The 15,857-nt window shown below is 64.5% G+C and carries 14 protein-coding genes; 3 read left to right on the forward strand and 11 right to left on the reverse strand.

The genetic code is table 11. The annotated features are described in order from the left end of the window. Positions 1 to 13: 13 nt before the first annotated feature. From KI609_RS16245 to KI609_RS16260, 4 genes are read right to left on the reverse strand one after another with little or no spacing between them, the layout of a single operon-like run. Positions 14 to 1,381, reverse strand: a complete 1,368-nt coding sequence (locus KI609_RS16245; protein ID WP_226444611.1) for an MATE family efflux transporter — start codon at positions 1,379 to 1,381, stop codon at positions 14 to 16. 1 nt (position 1,382) lies between these two features. Further along, positions 1,383 to 1,943 carry a DUF2239 family protein gene (locus KI609_RS16250; RefSeq protein ID WP_226444612.1) on the reverse strand — a complete coding sequence of 187 codons (561 nt, stop codon included), beginning with the start codon at positions 1,941 to 1,943 and terminating at the stop codon, positions 1,383 to 1,385. Continuing rightward, a complete protein-coding gene (locus KI609_RS16255) occupies positions 1,940 to 2,365 on the reverse strand; it encodes a GIY-YIG nuclease family protein (RefSeq protein ID WP_226444613.1) in 426 nt (141 codons plus the stop codon). The genes KI609_RS16250 and KI609_RS16255 overlap by 4 nt, the downstream gene beginning before the upstream one ends. Positions 2,366 to 2,420: 55 nt before the next feature. Then, a complete protein-coding gene (locus KI609_RS16260; RefSeq protein WP_413463329.1) occupies positions 2,421 to 3,794 on the reverse strand; it encodes a branched-chain amino acid ABC transporter substrate-binding protein in 1,374 nt (457 codons plus the stop codon). 93 nt (positions 3,795 to 3,887) lie between these two features. On the opposite strand from KI609_RS16260, the gene KI609_RS16265 reads away from it, so the two are divergent. After that, the gene (locus tag KI609_RS16265) at positions 3,888 to 4,286 is read left to right on the forward strand and encodes an Hsp20/alpha crystallin family protein (RefSeq protein WP_226444614.1); all 399 of its coding nucleotides are present in this window, start codon (positions 3,888 to 3,890) and stop codon (positions 4,284 to 4,286) included. A 157-nt stretch (positions 4,287 to 4,443) separates the two neighbouring features. On the opposite strand, the gene KI609_RS16270 is transcribed toward KI609_RS16265, so the two are convergent. The 6 genes from KI609_RS16270 to KI609_RS16295 form a co-directional block, all read right to left on the reverse strand. After that, positions 4,444 to 5,649, reverse strand: a complete 1,206-nt coding sequence (locus KI609_RS16270) for an ABC transporter permease (RefSeq protein WP_226444615.1) — start codon at positions 5,647 to 5,649, stop codon at positions 4,444 to 4,446. After that, positions 5,649 to 6,434, reverse strand: a complete 786-nt coding sequence (locus tag KI609_RS16275) for an ABC transporter ATP-binding protein (RefSeq protein WP_413463330.1) — start codon at positions 6,432 to 6,434, stop codon at positions 5,649 to 5,651. Before KI609_RS16275 ends, KI609_RS16270 begins: the two co-directional genes overlap by 1 nt. Then, positions 6,431 to 7,816, reverse strand: a complete 1,386-nt coding sequence (locus KI609_RS16280) for an efflux RND transporter periplasmic adaptor subunit (RefSeq protein ID WP_226444617.1) — start codon at positions 7,814 to 7,816, stop codon at positions 6,431 to 6,433. Before KI609_RS16280 ends, KI609_RS16275 begins: the two co-directional genes overlap by 4 nt. Before the next feature lie 117 nt (positions 7,817 to 7,933). Then, on the reverse strand, positions 7,934 to 9,379 hold the full coding sequence (locus KI609_RS16285; RefSeq protein ID WP_226444618.1) for an efflux transporter outer membrane subunit: 1,446 nt from the start codon (positions 9,377 to 9,379) through the stop codon (positions 7,934 to 7,936). Between the two features lie 372 nt (positions 9,380 to 9,751). After that, positions 9,752 to 10,810 carry a tRNA (adenosine(37)-N6)-threonylcarbamoyltransferase complex transferase subunit TsaD gene (tsaD, locus tag KI609_RS16290; protein ID WP_226444619.1) on the reverse strand — a complete coding sequence of 353 codons (1,059 nt, stop codon included), beginning with the start codon at positions 10,808 to 10,810 and terminating at the stop codon, positions 9,752 to 9,754. Positions 10,811 to 10,867: 57 nt separating this feature from the next. Beyond that, a complete protein-coding gene (locus KI609_RS16295; RefSeq protein ID WP_226444620.1) occupies positions 10,868 to 12,067 on the reverse strand; it encodes a branched-chain amino acid ABC transporter substrate-binding protein in 1,200 nt (399 codons plus the stop codon). A 275-nt stretch (positions 12,068 to 12,342) separates the two neighbouring features. On the opposite strand from KI609_RS16295, the gene KI609_RS16300 reads away from it, so the two are divergent. After that, entirely contained in the window at positions 12,343 to 12,969 is a 627-nt protein-coding gene (locus tag KI609_RS16300; protein ID WP_226444621.1) for an ANTAR domain-containing response regulator, read from the forward strand. Positions 12,970 to 13,048: 79 nt separating this feature from the next. Here KI609_RS16300 and KI609_RS16305 read toward each other — a convergent pair whose 3' ends face one another. Further along, the gene (locus KI609_RS16305; RefSeq protein ID WP_226444622.1) at positions 13,049 to 13,834 is read right to left on the reverse strand and encodes a MetQ/NlpA family ABC transporter substrate-binding protein; all 786 of its coding nucleotides are present in this window, start codon (positions 13,832 to 13,834) and stop codon (positions 13,049 to 13,051) included. Positions 13,835 to 14,558: 724 nt separating this feature from the next. On the opposite strand from KI609_RS16305, the gene KI609_RS16310 reads away from it, so the two are divergent. Further along, complete coding sequence (locus tag KI609_RS16310; protein WP_226444623.1) at positions 14,559 to 15,803, forward strand: CmpA/NrtA family ABC transporter substrate-binding protein; 1,245 nt, start codon at positions 14,559 to 14,561, stop codon at positions 15,801 to 15,803. Positions 15,804 to 15,857: the final 54 nt, after the last annotated feature.

The raw sequence follows: 15,857 nt of genomic DNA on the forward strand, positions 1-15,857 counted from the left end.
AGGCCGGACGGGGTTACACCAGCTTGCGGATAGGCTGGTGGCGCCAGATTTTCCGGTAGTAGGTGCCCTGCAGCAAAAGCATCGCAGCAAACGCTACCGGATAACCCATCCACACCCCGTGCAGCCCGAACTGGTGGCTCAACAACCAGGCGGCAGGCAGCTCAACCAGCGCGATGCAGGCAATCGCAATGCCGGTGGGCACCAGCACCGCGCCGTTGGCCCGCATCATCCCCGACAGCGCAGAGGCCATGCCGAAAATCACGGTGCTCCACAGCATGACGTGCAGCAGCTCCTGCGCCACCTCGATCACGGCTGCATCGGTAATGAAAAAACCCATCAGTACACGCGAGAACAAGTAACCCAGCAGCACCAGTGTTCCCGTCAGCACCACGTTCATCCACAGCGCCGTGCGTACGATGGCCCCCAGCGTATGCAGGCGCCCGGCCCCGATGGCCTGCGCGCCCAGGATAGACGTGGTGATAGCAATCGAGATGGCCGGAAACTGTACATACGCAACCACCTGGTTCACCGCGCCATAGGCCGCCGTGGCCTTGGAGCCATAGCCGTTGACCAGGCTCAGCAACGCCAGCTCGGCCAGCGAAATCACGATCATCTGCACCCCGGTGGGCAGCCCCACGCGCAGCACACCGCGCAACAAGGCCAGGTCAATGCGCAAATGCCGCGCCAACGCATGCCCGGGCGCGAGCGGGCTGTTCAGGCGCACCAGCCGCCAGCCCAACCATGTGGTGGCCACCACAAACGACACCACCGTCGCAGCCGCGCCGCTGGCTACGCCCAGCTGGGGCAACCCTGCCCAGCCGCGAATCAGTGCAGGCGTGAGCACCAGGCCGATACCTGCCGAAATCAGCAGGGTGTAAAGCGGCGTGACGGTGTCGCCCACCCCACGCAACATGGCCGTGGCCAGCAGAAACACAAACAGCCCAGGCATGGCAATCAGGATGATGCGAGCGTATGCGGTGGCGTCTTGCAGGATGTCAGCCGGCGTGCCAAGCGCGCGCAGCATGGGACCAGTAAAAGTCCCACCCAGCACGGCCACCAACAGGCCAAACACTACGCCCACTGCGAGCGTGGTACCGGCCACTGCACGCACCCGGTCGACCTTGCCCGCACCCCAGGCCTGGCCAATCAGCACCGATGCGCCAGCGCCCAGGCCGATCATGAAAGCAATAAAAAAGAACATCACCGGGAAAAAACCGGACACTGCCGCCAACGCCTTCACGCCCAGCATCTGGCCGATATAGATGTTGTTGAGCGTGCCCGAGAGCGACTGCAGGATGTTGCTCGCCAGCATGGGCGCCAGAAAAGCGCCAAAAACGCGCCACAGCGGGCGTGGGGTGGCTGCGACGGCGCCGGGGGTCATCTCAGTGGGGGGCATCGGGGCTCCAGGACGCAGCGGCCAGGCCCTGCAAATAGTGTGAAACATCCACAGGCCAAAGCGCCAGCAACGCATCAAAGCGCGCCTGGTCACCCGCAAACAGCGCACGGGCCGCCTCTTCAAAACCTTCCAGCGACCCGGCCATGGCGGTCATGAACCGGTAGGCCGCCTCGCGCGATTCGCGCACCGTGTCGCGCCCCTGGTGGATGCGTCGCGCTTCCTCCACCAGGCGGCGCAGGGCCACCGAGGCACCGCCGGGTTGGCGGCTGAGCCAATCCCAGTGGTGCGGCAACAGCGTGACCTCGCGCGCAATGACACCCAGCTTGGGGCGGCCTACGCTGCGCGGCGGGCTCTCGATGGCGGGCTCTGGGGCAGCAGCGGTTGCCGGTTCGCGCAGATCCAGGTCCACCAACGCACCGGTGGCATCGTCAAAAATCAGGAGCGCAGCGCCGCCTTGGAGAGGGCGCAACTGTGCAAAGACGTCTTCGCGGTTGCCGTGTGCGATGCGCTCAAAACCTCCGAACGCCGTGAGGGTATGAACACTCATGGACGCCCACCGTTGTAGCCGCTATCGCCGTGACAAGGAATCTCTTCGCGCCACAGCGCGAGCATGCTGGCCAGCTCGCCCGCATAGTCAAACAGAGGATCGTCCCGTTCCTTGAGCTGATCGAGCACCTCGAAGCTGAAAGCCTCGGCGCCGTGCGCGATCCAGTCCTGCTGCAGCAAGTGATTGCGGTGCGAACGCATTTTCAGCTCGAATCGCATGCGATTCATCGCGCCGTCGAGCTGGAGACTGCCGCCCACAAACACCCGGCCAGTGACCAGGTTGGTGAGCCTGAAAACACCAGCGAGAGGACGCGACTGCTTGTATTGCCGCAGCAGCTCGCGGCGTGTTTCCGAAGAGGGAGGGATGGCGTTCTCGCCCCCGCATGCAGGCAGAGGGGTCAACGCAGGCAACGAAGTGATCATTGCCAAATTTTACCCGGGCAATATTTTTACGCAATATACCCGGGTAAAAAATAACTCAAAAACGCTGCATCTGGCAACTGTGCGGCTGTTGTGCCTTGTCGGCCGCTATCTGCCGCACCACGCGAAACCCGTAGCCCGAGCCTTCCACGTCAAATTTCACACCGGGCGAACCTTTTTTCCCCATCACTCCAACGGCCAGCGCCTGCTGAAACTGGTGATCGGCACCGCGCATGTGGCCGCCTTGGCCTGCCATCTGCACGTTGGCGGTTTCCATCTGCCGGGCGACGGCCACCACGTCGGTGCTGCCCGCGCGCTCAATGGACTGGGCCAGTGCCTCGATCATGAGCTGCATGCGCATGTGCACGTAGTCGTCCTGTGGCTTGGGAAAGCGCGCGCGAAACGATTGGTAGAACGCCTCGCTTTGCGCGCCTGGCACGTTGGGCAGCCAATCGGCCACGGCCACGACCTTGCCGATACCAGCGTCGCCAATGGCAGCAGGCGCGCCCAGCGCGTTGCCATAGAAGGTGTAGAAGCTTCCTTCATAGCCCACGTCGCGTGCGGCCTTCACCAGCAGCGTCAGATCATTGCCCCAGTTGCCGGTGATGACAGCCTGCGCACCACTGGCCTTGATCTTGACGGCATAAGGCGCGAAGTCTTTCACGCGACCGACAGGGTGCAGCTCTTCACCCACCACCGCCACATCGGGACGTTGTGTGGCCAGCTGCTTTTTGGCCTCGCGCAGCACAGCCTGGCCAAAACTGTAATCCTGGCCGATAAGGTACACGCGCTTGATCGCCTTGTCTTCGCGCATCACCTGCATGAGCGCTGCCATGCGCATGTCGGCGTGGGCGTCAAAACGAAAGTGCCAGAAGCTGCACTTCTCGTTGGTGAGGATCGGGTCCACCGCCGAATAGTTGAGGAACAGCACCCGCTTGCCCGGATCGCGCTCGTTGTGTTTGTTGATGGCCTCGATAAGCACCGCAGCCGTGGCCGACGAGTTGCCCTGCAAAATAACCTGGGCACCGTCATCAATGGCCGCGCGCAATGCCGACAGCGCTTCTTCGTTCTGGCCCTTGCTGTCATAGCGCTCCAGCGCCAGCGGGCGCGGGCCGCCAGCGGTGGCCGGCAGCTGCACGCCACCGCGTGCGTTCACGCGTTCCATGGCCCAATAAATGTTGCGGTAGACAGCTTCGCCCGTATTGGCAAACGGGCCAGAGAGGCTCTCGATCAATGCCATCTTCACCGGCTTGGCCTGCGTCACCGCCGCCGAGGCTGCCGAGCCCGCCGATGGAGCCGATGGTGCAGCCGCTTGTGCCCACCCTGCAGTCAAGGGCGCCAACACCGCCACACAAGCGGCACCAAGGACACAAACGGACTGACGTAATGCCGCGAAGCCTGATTTCAAGCCTGCCGTGCGCAATATAAACATGCTGATTTTTCCCTTGAAAAGCGGCGCGGCCGTACACACCTCTTTGCCATGCGGCGACCACGTCGAGAGCCGCGCAGTGTATAGGAGTACCTCATGATCTTCGCCCCCGTGATTCGCCGCGCAGCCTACGCCCAAGCCCCCCGTTCTGCCGATCTCGCTCTGCAGCGTTTTCTGATGGGAACGATGGCCGCGCCGACCGCAGGCCGCTCTGCAGGCTCTGCTGGCTGCACCGTGACCCAGGACGAAAAAACCACCACGCTGCAACTGGATGTGCCTGGCCTCACCCGCGACCAACTGCAGATCAGCATCGAAGGCAACACCGTGCGCCTGCAAAGCGTGGAAGGCGCACCGCGCCAGGTGCAGCGCGCCTGGGAGTTGGCCGATGAAGTGGATGCCACCGCCAGCAATGCCAAGCTGGAGAACGGCGTACTGACGCTGACCCTCGCTCGCGTGGAGCCCACCAGCAAGGCCACTACCTTGACCATTCACTGAGCGGCCTCTTGCGCGCAAAGGCCTGCTGCTTTCGCAAGGCAGCTCACGTGGCCAGTTCGCTATTATAAATATAGCAACAAAGGCATGTAGCAATAGCGCTACATGCCTTTTTCATGTCAAACCACTACGCTGATCGCTGCGGGGCCGCACCCCAACCTCATTCATGCCTCAGCGCATCAATGGGGTCCATGCGGGCTGCGCGCCGGGCCGGGAAGTAGCCAAACACCACCCCAATGCCGGCCGAGAACACGAACGACAACAGGTTCACACCCGGGTTGAACAGGTAGGGCACCCCCATCAGTGCGGACAGCGCCAGCGATGCCCCCGTGGCCAGCACGATGCCGACAAGCCCACCGAGCGCCGCCAGCACCACCGCTTCGATCAGGAACTGCAGCAACACCTCACGCTCGAGCGCTCCAATGGCCAGGCGCAGGCCGATCTCGCGCGTGCGCTCGGTCACGCTCACCAGCATGATGTTCATGATGCCGATGCCGCCCACCAGCAGGCTCACAGCGGCCACGGCGCCCAGCAACGTGGTCAGCACCTTGGTGGTGCCCGAGAGCGTGTCGGCCAGTTGTTTGGTGTCGAGCACGTTGAAGTTGTCTTCGTCCGAATCGGCGAGCTTGCGCAGCTCGCGCAGCAGCTGCGTGAGACTCGCCTTCACACGCTCGGGGTCGCTGCCGTCCTTCATCGACACCAGCAGCGTGTTCACGCGCGTGTTGCCCGTCACGCGGCGCTGCAGGGTGCGCAGCGGCACCAGCACCATGTCGTCCTGGTCATTGCCAAAAGCGCCCTGCCCTTTGGACGTGAGCACGCCCACCACCTCGCACGAAAAGGCCTTTACACGCAATTGTTCGCCCACGGCATCACTGCTGCCAAACAGCTCGCGCCGCACGGTTTCGCCGATCACGCACACGGCGGCGCCCGCACGCAGCTCGGCGTCCGAAAAGTCGCGGCCCGTGCGCACAGTCCAGTTGCCGGTCTGCAGCCAGGCATTGGTGCTGCCGATGACGCTGGTCGTCCAGTTGCGCCCGCCCACCACGGCCGTGGCGGCCGCGCGGGCCTCGGGCGCCACGGCCAGGATGCCGCCGATCTGCTGGGCAATCACGTCGGCGTCGGTGTCCTTGAACGCCGGGGCGCCCGTGCCACCGCCGGGGCCCATGCGCTGGCCGGGGCGCACCTGCAGCAGGTTGGTGCCCAGGCCCGATATCTGGTTCTGGATGGCCAGCGTGGCGCCATTGCCCAGAGTGACCATGGTGATGACCGCACTCACGCCGATCACGATCCCAAGGACGGTGAGGAACGAGCGCATCAGGTTGCGCCGGATGGACCGCAAGGCCAGAAAGATGGTGTTGAAGAACATCAGTGGCCCTCCCCATGCGCCGGTGCCGCTGCGGGGACCACTGCGCTGGCGGCCTGGGCGGCATCAGGGCCCAGACCCCGTGGATGGGGGTTGGGTGCATCGCTGTCCACCACGCCATCCACAAACCGCACGATGCGCCGCGCGTACTCCGCCATGTCGGGCTCGTGCGTGACCATCAACACGGTGATGCCCTGCTGCACATTGAGCCGCCACAGCAGCTCCATGATTTCGCGACTGCGCTGTGTGTCGAGGTTGCCCGTGGGCTCGTCGGCCAGCAGCACGGCTGGCTCGGTCACGATGGCGCGTGCAATCGCCACGCGCTGCTGCTGCCCGCCCGACAGCTCGGACGGCGTGTGATGCTCCCACCCCTTGAGCCCCACCGCGTCGAGCGCCCTGGCCGCTGCGGCGTGGCGCGCTGCGGTTGATTCACCACGGTACAGCAGGGGCAATTCCACATTCTCTTGCGCCGAGGTGCGCGCCAGCAGGTTGAAGCCCTGGAACACAAAGCCAAAATAGCGCCGCCGCAGCCGCGCGCGCTCATCGCGCGAGAGGGATTCGACATGCACGCCCTTGAACAGGTATTCGCCCGTGGTGGGACGGTCCAGGCAACCGAGCGTGTTCATGGCCGTGGACTTGCCCGAGCCGCTGGGCCCCATGATGGCCACGAAGTCGCCCTGGGCAATGTCCAGGTCCACGCCTTTCAACGCCTGAAAAGCCAGTGCGCCTTCGCCATAGACCTTGGTCACGCCACGCAGGCGGATGATGGGTGTGTCCATTGCGGTCATGGCTTGGCAGCGGCGCTGCGCTGGTCCGTGATCACGGCCATGCCGGGGACAAGCCCTTCGCCCGTGACCTCGGTGTGGCGTCCGTCGCTGATGCCCACCTGCACGGTGACCGCCTGCGCCGCCCCGTCCTTCAGGATCCACACCTGCCGGGTCTTGCCGGCCCCGTCGCCCGCTTCTGCGGCGCTGCCAGGCTTGCGCGGACCCGAGCCAGAGCGTGGCATGCGCGGCAAGAGCTGCGACATGATGCCCCCGCCACTGCCCGATGCGGCCGTCTTCGCACCGCCAGCACCTGGCTTGGCATCATCACCGGGGGCCTGCGCAGGCGTGAAGCGCAAGGCCGTGTTGGGCACCAGCAGTACATCGTTGCGCTCGGTGGACGTGATGGTGGCCGCCGCCGTCATGCCCGGTCGCAGGCTCATGTCGCTGTTGTTCACATCCAGCCAGGTGATGTAGGTCACCACGTTGTCTGTTTTGGTGGACCCGAACGACACCCGCGTGACCTTGGCCGGATACCGGCGCGAGGGATATGCGCTCACGGTGAAGCTGGCGGTTTGCCCAACCTTCACCGAGCCTACATCCGCCTCGTCCACGTTCACATCCAGACGCAGCCGAGTGAGGTCTTCGGCCACAGTGAACAGCGTGACGGCCTGCAGCGACGCTGCCACCGCGTTGCCGGGCTCGACCGATCGTGCGAGCACCACGCCGTCGATGGGCGAGCGGATCGAGGACTTGGACAAATTGGTTTCGTCGGTGGAGAGGGCCGCGCGGGCATCCTGCACCGTGGCCCGCGCACTGTTTTCATCGGCCAGTGCCCGGTCGAGGGTGGCGCGGCCGGTGTCCAGTTCGGCCGCCGACGGCACCTTGCCGCCCGACAACCGCGCCACCTCTTGCAGCCGTGCCAGCGAGGTCTTTGCCTCTTGCGTGGTGGCAGCGGCCTGGGCCTGGCGGGCCTGCGCCGACGCCAGCGAAGCCCGTGACCGCAGGACCTGCGACTCCAGCTTGGCGGGGTCCAGGTCCACCAGCAGCTGGCCCTTCTTGACCTTGTCGTTCACGTCCACCAGCACATTGCGCACGGTGCCCGACAGCTCACTGCCGATGGTCACCGACCGCGTGGGCTGCAGCGTGCCGTTGGCGGACACCGTAAGTGTGAGGTTGCCACGGCGCAGTTCTTCGGTGATGTAGCTGGGCGCAACGCTGGCACTTTGGCCCGCTTGCCACCAATAAACGACGCCACCCACCACCACCAGCGCTGCAACGCCCAGCCACACCGGCGTGCGCAGCCACCAGCGGCGCGGGCGGTCGGCGCCCAGCAAGGCATTCAGACCGGCTGAAGCCGCCGGCCCGGTGGAAGTGGATGCGTCGGGGGTATCAGTTTTTTTCATAAAGCGTCATTCAAAAAAAGGTCCGTCGGCGTGTGGCGATGCCACAGGCCAGGCTGCGGGCGGACCGGCGAATGGCAAGACAACAACCATGGCGCATGCCCGCAACCGCCACTACGGCTACCGCCAGCCACCGCCGAGTGCCTTGTACAGGCGCACATGGTCTGCCGCGACGGCCGCGTTGACGGACGCCACGCTGTCCTGGGTGGACAGCAGCGTGCGCTGGGTTTCCAGCACAGACTGAAAATCGATGAGGCCACTGCTGTATCGCTGCTGCGCCAGCAGCGCGGCGTTGCCTGCGGCATCAGCTGCGTCCTGCAAAAGCGCTAACCGTTCGCGGTCCGTGCGCAAGGCCACCAGCGCGTTTTCCACATCCTGCAGCGCCGTGAGCACAGTGGCTTCGTAGGCCACGCGGGCCTGCTCCAGGCCTGCAGCCTGCACACGCACCTGGGCGCGCGCAGCGCCTCCATCCAACAATGGGACGGACACGCTGCCCAGCAGCGCGCTGGTCACCGCACCGCCACCGGAGAGCGCCCCCAGCGTGAGCGCACGCAAACCCAGCGAGCCGCCGAGCGAAAAACTGGGGTAACGCGCCGCATCCGCCTGCGACACCCGTGCCAGCGCCGCCACAATGCGCTGCTCCGCCGCCCGCACATCGGGCCGCTGGCGCAGCGTTTCAGCGGGGATGGCCACCGCCAGCGCTGCCGATGGCTGCGGCACCGGCGCGGTGGCGGCCAGCGCGGCATCGAGCGCGCCGGGCGCCTGCCCTGTGAGCACGGCCAGGTTGTAGCGTGACTGCGCCAGGCTCGACGCGAGCGCCGGGATCTGCGCCGCCGTCTGCTGCGCCGCCGACCGCGCCTGCTCGGACACCAGCGAGGTGGTCAAACCGGCCTGCAACCGCCACTGCGTGATCTGCAAGGTCTCCTGCTGACTGGCCAGGTTGCTCTGTGCAATGGCCAGGCGCTGCTGCAGCCCGCGCAGCTCGATGTAGTTCACCGCGACTTCAGCGGCCAGCGACACCTGCACATCGGCCAGACTGGCCTCGGCGGCACCGGCATCGGCCTCGCTGGCGTTCACACCGCTGCGCAGGCGGCCAAACACATCGGGCTCCCAGCTGGCATCAAAACCGGCCTGGAAGGTATTGCTGGTGCTGCTGGCGGCGCGGCTGCGCTGCGCAGAGGCAGAAGTGCTCACGCTGGGCAACAGGCCCGCAGCCTGCACATCCACCTGGGCGCGCGCCTGCGCCAGCGCAGACTGCGCCGTGCGCACGGTCGTGTTGGCCTGCAAGGCCTGCGTGATCAGCGCGGTGAGCTGGGGGTCACCCAACCGCAGCCACCATTGCGCAAGCGAATCGGCCGCGCGGCCCGGCGCGGCAGCCTCGTCCTCAGACCAGGCAGCCGGCACGTTGAGCGAGGGCAGACGGGCATCCTGCGGGGCAAGGGTGGTACAGCCGGTCAACGATGCCAAGGCGGCCAAGGCAGCCACCTGGGCCCACACACCCCGTGAGACGCCCCAACGGGGGGGAAAACGGGGCGTGGCTCGGTGCAACGTAGATAAGGGATTCATGGAGGTCAGGACCGCGTTCGCGCAAGAGACGCTATTGTGCAAACTCATGGCCGAGCGGTGGCACCCAGCACGTCAATCGCAGGTAAAGAATCAAGACAATCTGGGTTGGATATGGTGCGCTGCCATGCCCGGGGTCAAGTTTCCCGTCTTTTCTTTGGATGAACAGTGGCCACCCGCCAGCCAACGGGCCACGAACGCCTGGGGTGATGGGCCTGCCAACGCGGGCCATCTTTTCGCCAATGGGCGGCCCGATCGCCCTGCAGACCGGCGCACATCTATCGGCCTCGCGCAGAGAGCCGCAGCCTATGATGCGGCCTCTCCAACACCCGCCGGGGTGCACAACGGCACCACTGGCGTCGGTTCCTATGAGGGTCAGGTCGCAGCCTGCGGCACGGGGCTGATGGCGTCGAGCGGCCAGCGCGGCTTCACGTCAAAGGCGTAGTCGGTGCGCGCCTCTTGCTGCCCTGCCTGCAACCGCATCGCTGCCGCCATGGCGATCATGGCGCCGTTGTCGGTGCACAAATGCAATTCGGGGTAATGCACGCGCACCTTGGCTGCAGCACAGGCCGCATTGAGCTGAGCGCGCAAATGCCGATTGGCGCCCACGCCCCCGGCCACCACCACGCGCTTGAGGCCGGTCTGTTTGAGGGCCGTCAGCGTCTTCTTCACCAATACATCCACGATGGCGGCCTCGGTGCTGGCCGCAAGGTCGGCCTTGCGCGCAGGCAGGTCGTCGCCCAGCTTTTTGGCTTGCGTCAGCACAGCGGTCTTGAGCCCCGCAAACGAAAAATCGAGATTGCCGCTGTGCAACAAGGGCCGTGGCAACTTGAAAGCCGCAGGGTCGCCCTGTTCTGCCAGGCGCGAGAGCGCGGGCCCACCGGGGTAACCCAGGCCCATGAGCTTGGCGGACTTGTCAAACGCCTCGCCAGCAGCGTCGTCAATGGTTTCACCCAGAATTTCGTAGCGGCCCACGCCGTCCACACGCATAAGTTGCGTGTGCCCGCCCGACACCAGCAACGCCACAAAAGGGAATTCGGGCGGGTCAGCGCTCAAAAAGGGCGACAACAGGTGCCCTTCAAGGTGGTGCACCCCCAGCACGGGCTTGTCCAAGGCCGCTCCCAGGGCGCAGGCCACACCGGCCCCCACCAGCAGCGCACCCGCCAGGCCCGGGCCACGGGTATAGGCCACCACGTCCACCTCCGACAGCAAGAGGCCAGCGTCGCTCAGCACCTGGGTCGCCAACGGCAGCACGCGCCGGATATGGTCGCGGCTTGCCAGTTCGGGCACCACACCACCATAGGCCTGGTGCATTTCGATCTGGCTGTGCAGCGCGTGCGACAGCAGCGTGGGCACGGCACTGCCTGTGGTGCGCACCAGTGCCACGCCCGTTTCATCGCACGAAGATTCAATACCCAGTATCAGCAGACTCATGCCGCGAGTGTAAGAGCCTGCGAGAGCCTGCGAGAGCCTGCGCGCCCCGTGCGGGTGTCACCAGCGGTCTGACCGCATGCGCAGCTCCCAGCCCCCGCTGCGCAGCTCGTACACCCCGACGGCACCGTAGCGCTGCTCGCCTTTTTCGTCCCAGCTCATGGTGCCGATCACGGGTGCATAACCGTTGATGCTGTGCAGGGCCTTGGTGATGTCCTTGGGGTCGGCAGACTTGGCTTTCTGGATGGCCGCCGACAACACGTACATGCTGTCGTAGCTGTAGTGGCCGCCATAGGCCGGGGGCTTTTTGTAGGCGGCGACGTATTTCTCCAAAAACGGCTTGCCGGTGGTGAACTCCTTGGCTTCAAGCACGGGCGACGTGGCATAGATGCCCTGGATCACGCCGGCACCCCGGGTCATGTCGGTGGTCTTGATCGTGTCTCCGCCCAGCAGTCGCACGTTGGTGTGATCGACCTTGCGCAGCGCGTCTATCAGTGCCAGCGCCTGAAAATCGTTGAGGGTGGAAACAATCACCTCGACCTTCGCCGCCTTGAGTTCACCGGCCAGTGCGTCAAACGCCACGGTCTTGTCGTCAAACGACTTGCGCACCACCACCTCTTTTTTCTCGGCCTTGAGCTGCTCGGCTGCGCCATCGGCCAGGCCTTTGCCATAGGGGGTTCCATCGTCAAGCGCGGCGTAGCGGGCAGCCCCCAGTTGCGTCGCAGCAAACGAGCCGATGGCACGCGCCTGCAAGGTGTCGTTGCCCACCAGGCGGAAGGTGGTGGGAAAACCCAGCTGCGTGAACTTGGGGTTGGTCGAGATGGCGAGCTGCGCAATGTCCTTGGCGGCATAAATGGGTGCGGTGTCAATACTCACACCCGAGTTGAGGTGCCCGATGACCGCCACCACCCCCGAGTCCACCAGCTGCTGGGCGACCACCTTGCCCGTGGCTGCATCGGCCTTGTCGTCCACCGACACCACCTCCAGCGTCACCCGCTTGCCATCGACGGCGTAGCCCGCTTTGTTGAGCTCGTCCACCGCCAGCTTGACCCCGTTGAGCAGATCCTGCCCCAGGGCCCCCAGGGGGCCTGTCAGTGGCTGGGCCACGCCGATTTTCAGGGTATCGGGCACCTTGCTGCAGCCCGCAACCAGTGCCGCAGTGGCAGCAGCGGCCACAACGGCCAGGGCCACGCGGGCGACAGGGGCAAGGCGGCGTGCAGCGCCCGCCAGGGGGCGCAGGCGGCGAATGTGCTGATTCATGCAGAAAACTCCCAATCGTTGGATGAATGTGACGAGATGTTCATGCGGCCCACCCCAAGACACCACGGGGTAAGCCCGCCCGGACGCTGCTGTATTAGCAACTTTCAGGCCCCACAAGCCTCACCATCCCGGCTGCAGCGCGACGACACAGGCAACCGGCCCCGGCAAAACAGGTCGAGGCACGGCCACCCACATGGGGACTGCGTGGCACGCGGTTGCTTTTGCAATGCTCGGCCGGGGCCGTCATGGCGCAAAAATTGCATGCGCCTGCAGCCATGAATGAGGCTTTGCGCATCGTGGTGGTGGCCCCTGATCTGGCCATTGCCGACCCCGAGGACGAACACGCCGTGGAACAGGCAGAACGTTCGCGGGCGCTGCGCATTGGCTTGCTGGAGAACAATTTCAATCTGGTGGCCACGCTGCCCGCCGACGTTTTTCTGAGCGAACGCATCGCCCAGCTGCAGCCCGACCTCATCATCGTGGACGCTGAAAGCGAAGCGCGTGATGCGCTGGAGCACGTGGTCATGGCCACCCGCGACGAGCGCCGCCCGATCGTGATGTTCACCAACGACGAGGACACCTCGCACGTGAGGGATGCCGTGGCCGCCGGGGTGTCGGCGTATATCGTGGCCGGCCTGGCACCGCAGCGCATTCGCCCCATCCTGGACGTGGCGATGGCGCGTTTCCAACACGAGCAGGCCCTGCGCGCCGAGCTCGCCGATGCCAAAACCGAGCTGCGCGACCGCAAGACCATCGACCGCGCCAAGGGCCTGCTCATGCAGCGCCAGGGCCTGAGCGAGCAGGCGGCCTATGAAAAGCTGCGCAAGACGGCCATGGACAAGGGCCTGAAGCTGGCGGACGTAGCACAGCGCATGCTCGATGTGATGGATCTGCTGGGCTGACGCCCGCGCCTGGTGCACCCAAAAAAACGCTGCCCGAAGGCAGCGTTTTGGATGGTGCGCAAAGAGGCCGCAGACGCGCTCAGAACGCAGGGACCACGGCACCCTTGTACTTGTCCTGGATGAACTTCTTCACTTCCGGGGTGTGCAGGGCCTGGATCAGCTTGGCGATGCGGGGATCGTTGGCGCGGTCCGCGCGGGCGGCCACGATGTTGGTGTAGGGCGAGTCTGCGCCTTCGATGAACAACGCGTCCTTGGTCGGGTTGAGCTTGGCTTCGATCGCGTAGTTGGTGTTGATGAGCGCCAGGTCCACGTCAGCCAGTGCACGGGGCAGCAGGGGCGCTTCGAGCTCCCTGAACTTCAGCTTCTTGGGGTTCTTGGCCACGTCCAGCGGCGTGGGCGTGAGGCTCTTGGGGTCCTTGAGCTCGATCAGCCCTTGCTTGGCCAGCAGGATCAGTGCGCGGCCACCGTTGGATGGGTCGTTGGGAATCGCCACCGTGGCGCCATCCTTCAGGTCCTTCACGTTCTTGATCTTGCTGGAGTACGCACCGAAGGGCTCCACATGCACCTTGCCATTGGGCACCTGCACCAGGCTGCTCTTGCGGTCTTTGTTGTAGCTGTCCAGGTAGGGCTGGTGCTGGAAGAAGTTGGCGTCCAGCTGCTTGTCTTCGACCGCCGCGTTGGGCTGGATGTAGTCGCTGAACTCCTTGACCTGCAGATCCACGCCCTGGGCCTTGAGCTGGGGTTTCACAAAGTTCAGGATCTCGGCGTGTGGCACGGTCGTGGCGGCCACCTTCAGCACGTCGGCAGCATGGGCGCTGACGGCCAGGGCGGCAAGGGCAATTGCGGACAGGGTCTTTTTCAACATGACAGGCTCTTTCAATGAATGAAGGCACGGCAGGGTCAAAAAATACGGGATAACCCTGACGCTTGGCGGCAAGTTTAACGGCGAAATCCCCTTCAAAACAGCTTCCTTAGCCATTTTTTGATATAAAAACAAGGTTTTATATGCGAATTATGCGCAATCATTGCACCAGGCGAGGCCACCGAATGGTGCATTGCACAACAACAGTGCAGAACAGGCTGGGGCCCACGGGCTACTTTGAGAACCCCATCGCCTGATGGACTGCTGGCCCCAGGCCTGCCCCCACATCCGTTCGGGCTGAGTTCGGGCTGAGCTTGTCGGCGCCTTGCGCGACTTTGGGGAGCCCTTCGACGGGCCTGCCCTGCGCTTGCCCAAGAACCCAGGGCGAATGGGGTTTGCCTGAGATAGCTGGTCAATCAAGCCAAATCGGCCTCCAGCGCCCAACCTATAAGCGCTAACAGCTATACGAAATATAGCAATAATCCACCGATAACAACCAAACCCAAGACAACCCGTGTCTGGCACGGCGCTTGCATTACCCCTTGCGGGACCAATGACGGTTCCACTGATCACGGCACGGACCCAATGACGGGTTGGTGCTGCGGCGAGCCCCCGGGGTATCGCCATGGACAAAGGCGTCCCTCTTCGCGTTTGGCGTTGCATGTGAGTGTGCAACCCAGCCGGAGAGGACGCCTTTTTTGTTTTTAACGCACCAAGGAAACGCCCCATGACCGATCTGTTGAAAACCAGCCTCAACCGCCGCACCGTGCTGCAGGCCGCCACCATGGGCGCGGTGGGGGTGAGCCCCGCGCTGCGCGCCCTGGTTCATGCGCAGGGGTCCGACGCGCCCGAGAAAAAGGAAGTGCGGATCGGCTTCATCCCGCTGACCGACTGCGCCAGCGTGGTCATGGCCTCGGTGCTGGGCTTCGACAAGAAGTACGGCGTCACCATCATCCCCACCAAAGAGGCCAGCTGGGCCGGTGTGCGCGACAAGCTGGTGAACGGTGAACTCGACTTTGCCCATGTGCTGTATGGCCTGGTCTATGGCGTGCACCTGGGCACGGCGGGCCCCAAGAAAGACATGGCCGTGCTGATGAGCATCAACAACAACGGCCAGGCCATCTCCCTGTCCAAGGCCCTGGCCGACAAGGGCGCGGTGGACGGCCCCTCGCTGGCCAAGCTCATGGCCAAGGAAAAGCGCGAATACACCTTTGCAGGCACCTTCCCCACCGGCACCCACGCGATGTGGATGCACTACTGGCTGGCAGCGGCCGGCATCAACCCCATCTCGGGCGCCAAGCTCATCACCGTGCCGCCACCACAGATGGTGGCCAACATGCGCGTGGGCAACATGGACGGCTTCTGTGTCGGCGAGCCCTGGAACCACCGCGCCATCATGGACGGCATTGGCATCACGGCCAACACCACACAAGACATCTGGAAAGACCACCCCGAAAAGGTGCTGGGCACCACGGCCGATTTCGTCAAGAAGAACCCCAACACCACCCGCGCCGTGATGATGGCCGTGCTCGAAGCCAGCCAGTGGATCGACGCCAGCCTGTCCAACAAGATGAAGATGGCCGAAACCGTGGCCCAGAAGGCCTACATCAACACCAGCGTGGACGTGATCAACCAGCGCATTCTGGGCCGCTACCAAAACGGCCTGGGCAAAACGTGGGACGACCCCAACCACATGAAGTTCTTCAACGACGGCGCGGTCAACTTCCCCTATCTGTCAGACGGCATGTGGTTCCTCACCCAGCACAAGCGCTGGGGCCTGCTCAAGAGCCACCCCGACTACCTGGCGGTGGCCAAGCAAATCAACCAGATCGACCTGTACAAATCGGTGGCCAGCGCCATGAAGATCAATGTGCCCAAGGACGTGATGCGCACCAGCAAGCTCATCGACGGCGTGGTGTGGGACGGCAAAGACCCCGCCAAGTACGCCGACGGCTTCAAGATCAAGGCGTGAGGCCCTGCCCCGCCCGCTCCCACCGCGCCCCTGCCCCACTTTCTTGACGCCCCG

The sequence above is a fragment of the Acidovorax radicis genome (assembly GCF_020510705.1).
Classification (GTDB): Bacteria; Pseudomonadota; Gammaproteobacteria; order Burkholderiales; family Burkholderiaceae_C; genus Acidovorax; species Acidovorax radicis_A.

Bases quoted from the DNA above. Each gene is read 5' to 3' on its own strand.
- KI609_RS16245 (WP_226444611.1), bottom strand. From the start codon at position 1,381: ATGACCCCCGGCGCCGTCGCAGCCACCCCACGCCCGCTGTGGCGCGTT.
- KI609_RS16250 (WP_226444612.1), bottom strand. From the start codon at position 1,943: ATGAGTGTTCATACCCTCACGGCGTTCGGAGGTTTTGAGCGCATCGCA.
- KI609_RS16255 (WP_226444613.1), bottom strand. From the start codon at position 2,365: ATGATCACTTCGTTGCCTGCGTTGACCCCTCTGCCTGCATGCGGGGGC.
- KI609_RS16260 (WP_413463329.1), bottom strand. From the start codon at position 3,794: ATGTTTATATTGCGCACGGCAGGCTTGAAATCAGGCTTCGCGGCATTA.
- KI609_RS16265 (WP_226444614.1), top strand. From the start codon at position 3,888: ATGATCTTCGCCCCCGTGATTCGCCGCGCAGCCTACGCCCAAGCCCCC.
- KI609_RS16270 (WP_226444615.1), bottom strand. From the start codon at position 5,649: ATGTTCTTCAACACCATCTTTCTGGCCTTGCGGTCCATCCGGCGCAAC.
- KI609_RS16275 (WP_413463330.1), bottom strand. From the start codon at position 6,434: ATGACCGCAATGGACACACCCATCATCCGCCTGCGTGGCGTGACCAAG.
- KI609_RS16280 (WP_226444617.1), bottom strand. From the start codon at position 7,816: ATGAAAAAAACTGATACCCCCGACGCATCCACTTCCACCGGGCCGGCG.
- KI609_RS16285 (WP_226444618.1), bottom strand. From the start codon at position 9,379: ATGAATCCCTTATCTACGTTGCACCGAGCCACGCCCCGTTTTCCCCCC.
- tsaD (WP_226444619.1), bottom strand. From the start codon at position 10,810: ATGAGTCTGCTGATACTGGGTATTGAATCTTCGTGCGATGAAACGGGC.
- KI609_RS16295 (WP_226444620.1), bottom strand. From the start codon at position 12,067: ATGAATCAGCACATTCGCCGCCTGCGCCCCCTGGCGGGCGCTGCACGC.
- KI609_RS16300 (WP_226444621.1), top strand. From the start codon at position 12,343: ATGAATGAGGCTTTGCGCATCGTGGTGGTGGCCCCTGATCTGGCCATT.
- KI609_RS16305 (WP_226444622.1), bottom strand. From the start codon at position 13,834: ATGTTGAAAAAGACCCTGTCCGCAATTGCCCTTGCCGCCCTGGCCGTC.
- KI609_RS16310 (WP_226444623.1), top strand. From the start codon at position 14,559: ATGACCGATCTGTTGAAAACCAGCCTCAACCGCCGCACCGTGCTGCAG.